The sequence below is a fragment of the Gordonia sp. VNK21 genome (assembly GCF_046098115.1).
GTDB lineage: Bacteria > Actinomycetota > Actinomycetes > Mycobacteriales > Mycobacteriaceae > Gordonia.
In genome coordinates, this window is the sequence record NZ_JBJURU010000004.1 from 161092 (window position 1) to 167751 (window position 6660).

Annotated in this window: 7 protein-coding genes; 2 read left to right on the plus strand and 5 right to left on the minus strand. The window is 69.8% G+C overall.

The window, feature by feature from the left end; translation table 11 throughout:
- The 4 genes from ACJMNC_RS06415 to ACJMNC_RS06430 form a co-directional block, all read right to left on the minus strand.
- The coding region (locus ACJMNC_RS06415; protein WP_408947116.1) for a SpoIID/LytB domain-containing protein at positions 1–1150 on the minus strand (1150 nt) is incomplete at its 3' end.
- 177 nt (positions 1151–1327) lie between these two features.
- Positions 1328–2209 (minus strand): HAD hydrolase family protein, encoded by an 882-nt coding sequence (locus ACJMNC_RS06420; protein ID WP_408947206.1) that lies wholly within the window; start codon positions 2207–2209, stop codon positions 1328–1330.
- Positions 2191–3015: a lysophospholipid acyltransferase family protein gene (locus tag ACJMNC_RS06425; RefSeq protein WP_408947117.1), complete on the minus strand. Its 825-nt coding sequence runs from the start codon at positions 3013–3015 to the stop codon at positions 2191–2193. The genes ACJMNC_RS06420 and ACJMNC_RS06425 overlap by 19 nt, the downstream gene beginning before the upstream one ends.
- On the minus strand, positions 3015–3803 hold the full coding sequence (locus ACJMNC_RS06430; RefSeq protein ID WP_408947118.1) for a lysophospholipid acyltransferase family protein: 789 nt from the start codon (positions 3801–3803) through the stop codon (positions 3015–3017). Before ACJMNC_RS06430 ends, ACJMNC_RS06425 begins: the two co-directional genes overlap by 1 nt.
- Before the next feature lie 132 nt (positions 3804–3935).
- On the opposite strand from ACJMNC_RS06430, the gene ACJMNC_RS06435 reads away from it, so the two are divergent.
- On the plus strand, positions 3936–5531 hold the full coding sequence (locus ACJMNC_RS06435) for a Rieske 2Fe-2S domain-containing protein (RefSeq protein WP_408947119.1): 1596 nt from the start codon (positions 3936–3938) through the stop codon (positions 5529–5531).
- Positions 5532–5568: 37 nt separating this feature from the next.
- The gene (locus tag ACJMNC_RS06440) at positions 5569–5721 is read left to right on the plus strand and encodes a DUF1059 domain-containing protein (protein WP_408947120.1); all 153 of its coding nucleotides are present in this window, start codon (positions 5569–5571) and stop codon (positions 5719–5721) included.
- 13 nt (positions 5722–5734) lie between these two features.
- Here ACJMNC_RS06440 and ACJMNC_RS06445 read toward each other — a convergent pair whose 3' ends face one another.
- A complete protein-coding gene (locus ACJMNC_RS06445) occupies positions 5735–6547 on the minus strand; it encodes a CPBP family intramembrane glutamic endopeptidase (protein WP_408947121.1) in 813 nt (270 codons plus the stop codon).
- Positions 6548–6660: the final 113 nt, after the last annotated feature.

The window sequence follows — 6660 nt, forward strand, 5'->3', positions numbered from 1 at the left end:
TGACCGAGAACCAGTCGGACTTCCGTCCGAGTTTGGTGCGGGCCTGGTCGCCGGTGGCCTCGGCGGTGCCTCCGGAGCCCACCGCCCGGACCTTGACCACCCGGCCGGAGCCCTCGCCGAGACCGTTGGCCTCGATCACCTCGAAGGAGCGCAGGGCGCCGACGCCGAAGGCGGAGCCGATCTGCGAGGCGCTGAGGGTCTGCGTCCAGGAGTGGTTGGGCGAGATCGAGTCACCGGCGTCGACGACCGCCGGGAAGATGCCGCCGGCGGTGTAGCCGCCGGTGGAGGCGGAGAACTCGGTGAGCGCCGGCTTGCCGTTCAGCATCCGGACCTGGCCGGCGGTCGCGTCGGCGGCCCGGTTGGTGCGCGGGTCCTCGCCGCTGGCGCCGTGGTACATCTGCGACTGTTGCGTGTTGTCGATCTTGCGGCCGGAGGCCAGACCGGCGAGCACGTAGGAGCGCGCGGCCACCGCCTGCGCCTTGAGCGCCTCCAAGCCGCCGCTGTCGGCCCAGCCGGGCATGGACTCCTTGGGGATGACGCCCTTGACGTAGTCGTCGACGTGCAGTTTGTTCACCACGCCGTCGCCGTTCAGGCCCAGCGATCCGCGGTACTTGTCGCCGCCGGAGCAGAAGGTGAGCAGTTCGTTGGCGGGCCGGTTGGTGCCGGCGTTGATCGGGTCGACGAAGGCGGCCTGGACCGTCTTGACCACAGCGCCGCCGCAGCCGGCGGTGATGGTGGCGGTTCCCCCGGACAGGGTCACGGCCTGTCCGGGGGCCACAGTTTGCCCAGCTACCTTGGCACCGGCCTCCGCGCGAACACTCACAGAGTTCTTCTCGCTGAGCGAGACGGTGATCTCGGGGTTGCTCGCCTTCCCCGCGGTGGTGTTGCCGTAGTAGTGACGCAAAATCTTGTCGGCGCTCCAGCCCTGCTTGGCATAGCCGTAGGCGCCCCACTGTCCCAGGCCGCGGCCGTGGCCGTGGCCGTGCCCGAGGAGGGTGTAGGACTCGCCGGCGGTCAGGGAGACCCCGTCGCCGTCGAGCCACTGTGCGCCGCCGGCCACCAGGCCACCCGCCACCAGGACGGGTGCCAGCCCGAGGGCGGCGAACGTGACGGTCCGCTTCTTTGCTCGGTTGGGTCGAACTCTGGGCACTGCACTACCTCATTCGCGCGGGACCACCGCTGCAGCTTGTGGCCCGTGTGATTAGTGGGACTCATGTGACAGTAGTGACTGAAGTGGGTGCAGGACAAGCCGGGCCGGTCACAACCGGGTCACGCTTTCGGTGACGGTGCGACCGGCCGCAGGCCGTGAAGGGGATGAACCGTGAGGTCAGAACCAGCGTTCGAGGACCTGCGCCAGACCGTCCTCGACGTTCGGCGGCGCCACCAGGTCGGCGGCGGCCAGGGCGGCCGGGTCGCCGTGGCCCATGGCCACGCCGAGACCGGCCCAGCGCAGCATCTCGATGTCGTTGGGCATGTCCCCGAAGGCGATCGGCGCCCGGCCGTCGACATCGGTGTGTGCGGTGAGCCAGGCCAGACCGGAGGCCTTATGCACCCGGGGCACCGAGAACTCGATCAGTCCGGTGTCGATGGAGAAGGTGAGCTCGGCCAGGTCGCCGACCCGCGGCGCCAGCCGCTCGGCCATCTCCCTCGAGCTCATCCCGGGCAGCCGGGCCAGCATCTTCACGGCGGGGGCCGCGAAGATGTGCTCGTCGTCCACCTCGAGATGGTCGGGGTTGAGCCAGGCGTGCTGGTAGCCGTTGGTGGCGACGAAGGGCGCGGTGGCCGCATCGTTCGCATCGCCGCCGGCGATCGCGCCCGCCCGTTCGGCGGCCAGGCCCGCGCCCGGCAGCACCTCGGCGACGACGGCCGCGAGCCGGCGCAGGACCTCCTGGTCGAGCGCCTCGACATGCAGCAGCCGGTCGGCGAGCACGTCGTAGACGATGGCTCCGTTGGCGCAGACCGCATAGCGGACCCGGACCGGCGTGCCGGCGAGCTGTTCGGTGATCGGCGGGATCCAGCGCGGCGGACGGCCGGTGGCCAGAACCAGTTCCACGCCCCGCTCGGCGGCCCCGGCCAGAACCGCGCGGGTGCGCGGGGTGATCTCCTCGCCGTCGAGCAGGGTGCCGTCCACATCCGAGGCGATCATGCTCGGCGGGCCCCACGGATCGTGCGGGGACGCCTCCGGTGCGCTCACCGGCGCCGGGTCCATTCGCATCCGGTTCCGGTGCGGACTGCGCCCTTGCCCGGCCCGCGGCGGGCCGCCTTTTCTGCACGCCGCCGGGCCTTCTCGGCCGCCTCGGCGTCTTCGATCACCAGTGCCGCCTCAGGGCTCGGGGCGCTGCCGCCCAGCCGGCGCGGCAGCCAGTCGGCGCCGGCCGGCGCGTCCGGGTAGCCGTCCTGCACTCGGTGCAGCAGCTGCTCCATCACCGTCCGCAGCTCCCCGGTGGCCGCGGCCACGTCCACCCCGCGCGGATAGCGCTGCGGCGGGCCGAACCGGACGTCGATCGGGATGCGCGCGCGGCCCATCCGTCGGCGGGCGCCCTTGGTCCACTGCCGTTGCGACCCCCACACGATGGCCGGTACCACCGGTACTCCGGCCTCCACGGCCATCCGGACCGCACCGGTCTTGAAGGCCTTCAGCTCGAAACTGCGGCTGAGGGTGGACTCGGGGTAGACGATCACCGCCTCGCCCTCCCGCAGCCGCTGCACGGCCACCCGGTAGGCGTCACCGCCGGCCGAGCGGTCCACCGGCACCGTCCGGGCGCGCCGGACGATCGCGCCGGCGACCGGCACGTCGTGCACCTCCGACTTGATCATGAAGCGCCCGCACCGGCCGGCCTCGTAGAGACCGAGCCCCACCGACATCCAGTCCAGGTAGCCGGTGTGGTTGACCGTCACCACCACACCGCCTTCCGCCGGAATGTTCTCCACGCCGAAGAATCTTCGGCGTACCCCCTGAACCGCCGAGATCGCCCGGGAGGTGACCACCAGGCCGGCGAAGAACCGATCTTCCATTACCCCTCGCTGTGTGTGTCCCCGGTCGTGTCTTCCCGGGCGGCCCGTCGCTGGGCCTTCTTGTCGGCGTCGGCCGCATCCATGGCGTTCGCCTCTTCCAGCGTGGGTGCACCGCCGCCGAATCGGGCCGGCACCCAGAACTCGCCGGGCGGGTAGTCGCCGTAGTCGCGCTGCACCTGATCGAGCTTGAGCCGCATGGCCTCGTGCAGCCGGGCGGTCAGCTCCTCGGGGGTGCCCTCGGGAGCGATCGGCTCGCCGACGGCCACCGCGATCTTGACGCGGGACCGGCCGAGGTTGCGGGGATGACCCTTGGTCCAGATCCGCTGCGCACCCCAGACCAGGGTGGGCAGCAGCGGTGCGCCCGATTCCAGCGCCATCCGCGCCGCACCGGATTTGAAGCCCTTCAGCTCGAAGCTGCGGCTGATGGTGGCCTCCGGATAGACGCCCACGAGTTCGCCGCTCTTGAGGTAGTCGACGGCATCCTGATAGCTCTGGGCGCCGTTGGCCCGGTCCACCGAGATGTGCTTGAGCGAACGCATGACGGGGCCGCCGACCTTGTTGTCGAAGACCTCCTTCTTGGCCATGAACCGCACATAGCGACGCTTGGGCCGGACCAGGTAGGCGGGGATGCCGGCGAAGGTGAAGTCCAGGTATCCGGTGTGGTTGAGCGCCACCACTCCCGGCCCCTCGACGGGCATGTTCTCGACACCGGAGATGTCGAATTTCAGCCCCTCGGCGAGCCAGAGCAGACGCGCGGCGCTGATCACCGAGTCGTATACGGGTTCCATGCCGGTGAGCTTAGTCGTGTCTTTGGTCCCGATGCGATCCTCCGGATGAGCATCGGCCCCGGCCACGGCGCTACGCTGAGGTGAACGGCCGGTGCACCCTCCCGGCCCAGTCCATCCGAAAGGCTCAGCCCCGTGCAGATCACCAGCATCGGACATGCCGGTTTCCACATTCAGACCGCTGCCGGTTCTATCCTCTGCGACCCGTGGGTCAATCCCGCGTACTTCTGCTCCTGGATCCCCTTCCCGGACAACTCCGAACTGGACTGGAAGGCGCTCGGCGACTGCGACTACCTCTACGTCTCGCACCTGCACCGCGACCACTACGACGAGCGCAATCTGATCGAGAACGTCAACAAGGATGCGACGGTGCTGCTGCCGGACTATCCGGTGCCGGACCTGCGGCGCGATCTCGAACGCCTGGGCTTCACCAAGTTCGTCGAGACGCACGACTCGGTCAAGCACACCGTCTCGGGGCCGAAGGGCGACCTGGAGGTCATGATCATCGCGCTGCGCGCCCCCGCCGACGGTCCGATCGGCGACTCCGGCCTGATCGTCTCCGACGGCCAGACGACCGTGTTCAACATGAACGACGCCCGGCCCATCGACCTGGACGTGGTGGGCCAGGAGTTCGGGCACGTGGACGTGCACCTGCTGCAGTACTCGGGCGCCATCTGGTATCCGATGGTCTACGACATCCCGCGCAAGTCGAAGGCGAACTTCGCCAAGCAGAAGCGCCAGCGCGGCATGGACCGGGCCCGCTCCTACATCGAGCAGGTCGGTGCCACCTGGGTGGTGCCGTCGGCGGGACCGCCGATGTTCCTCGACGACGATCTGTTCTCGCTCAACGACTTCAACACCGGCAGCGAGTCGGATCAGGCGTCGATCTTCCCCGATCAGGCCGAGTTCCTCGAGCAGATGAAGACGCACGGCACCGATGACGGGCAGCGGCACCGCGGCCTGATGATGGTGTCCGGTTCGTCGGCGGTGTTCAGCGGCTCGACGCTCGAGCAGATCGAGCACCCGTATCCGCCCGAGCAGGTCTTCGGCGAGAACAAGAAGGACTACCTGGAGCGGATGAAGGAGAAGTTCGCACCGGTCATCGCTGCGGACAAGGCCACCTGGGCGCCGGCCGACGGCGAGCCGCTGCTGCCGCAGCTCAAGGCGCTGTTCGAGCCGATCATGGCGCAGTCGGATCTGATCTGCGACGGCATCGGCTATCCGGTGGGCCTGGTGGTGGGCGACGAGACCTTCGTGCTGGACTTCCCGCAGCGGATCGTCCGGATGCGCGAGGACGGCGACGGCAAGTACCGCTACGGCTTCCGGATCGCCCCGGAGCTGGTGCGCACGGTGCTGCGCGACGACGAGCCGGACTGGGTGAACACGATCTTCCTCTCGACCCGGTTCACCACCTGGCGGATCGGCGGGTACAACGAGTACCTCTACACCTTCTTCAAATGTCTCACCGATGAGCGCATCGCCTACGCGGACGGCTGGTTCGCCGAGGCGCACGACGACGACGCCTCCGTCGAACTCGACGGCTGGGTGATTCAGCGCCGCTGCCCGCACCTGAAGGCCGACCTGGGCAAGTTCGGGGTGATCGAGGGCGACAAGCTGACCTGCAATCTGCACGGCTGGCAGTGGGATCTGAACACCGGGCGCTGCCTCACCTCGCGCGATCACGAGCTCCGTGCCGAGCGAGTGGGCCCGCCGGCGCCCGCGGATTCGTAGACTCGGGGCGTAGCCGAGAAGTCAGGAGCGATCCCCCATGCGACAGAAGACGACCCTGCATTGCCCGTGCGGCGAATTCCTGCGCGGTGCCGACGAGGACGAACTGGTGGCGGTGGCCCAGGCCCACCTGACCAAGGAGCACCCGGATCTGGACTATTCGCGCGACGAGATCCTGATGTTCGCGCTCTGAGCACGGCCCCGGCTCAGCCGCCGAGCCAGCCCACGTGCGGGTGCAGGAGCGCGTATCCGACGAAGGCGACGACGTCGATCACCGCGTGGGCGACGATCAGCGGCCAGAGCCGGCCGGTGGCCTGATACCAGCGCCCGAAGATCAGGCCCATCACCAGGTTCCCCAGGCCCGCACCGAATCCCTGATAGAGGTGGTAGCCACCGCGCAGGACGGCCGACGATGCCAGGGCCGCGCCCGATCCGGCGCCGAGCTGGCGGAGCCGGACGATGAAGTAGGCCACCACGATCACCTCCTCGGCCACGGCGTTGCCGACGGCCACCAGGCACAGGGTGATCAGCTGCCACCAGGGGCCGTCGTTCGCCCCCTGCAGGGTGGCGTTGAGGCCGAGGGCGCGAGCGGCGGCCAGCAGCCCCAGACCGGGCAGTCCGATGAGGGCGGCGAGCGCCAGCCCGGGCGGAACGTCCCGGCCGCGCGGGCGGCTCAGCCCGATGCGCCCGAGCCGGATTCCGCTGCGCCACAGCAGGTACGCGCCGAGGGCGCCGATCGCCAGCAGGTCACCGAAGCGCAGCAGCTGCCGGAGGAAGTCGATGGCCGCGTTGTCGGCGAGCGCCGGGTTGATCGCGACCGTCTGCGCCGCGATGCCTCCGGAGAGCTGGGCGTCGATCAGGCTGAGCAGCGCGCGCAGCGCCGAGAAGCCGAAGGTGAGGGCGCCGACGATGATCAGCTCGATCACCAGCGCCCGGCGTTCACGCGGATCGTCGACCACGGGCACGCCGGGCTGCGGTGCGCGCCGCACCCGGTCCCAGAAATCCGTCGCCGCTCTCACCCCGATCAGCCTACGGGCGCCGGGCCGCGGCGCGAGCCGTGCCGTCACGCGCGGGTCCGCGCGGCCGGTGTCAGCGGCGGACTGTGGCCGGCGCGCCTGGGCGCGCACTGCCG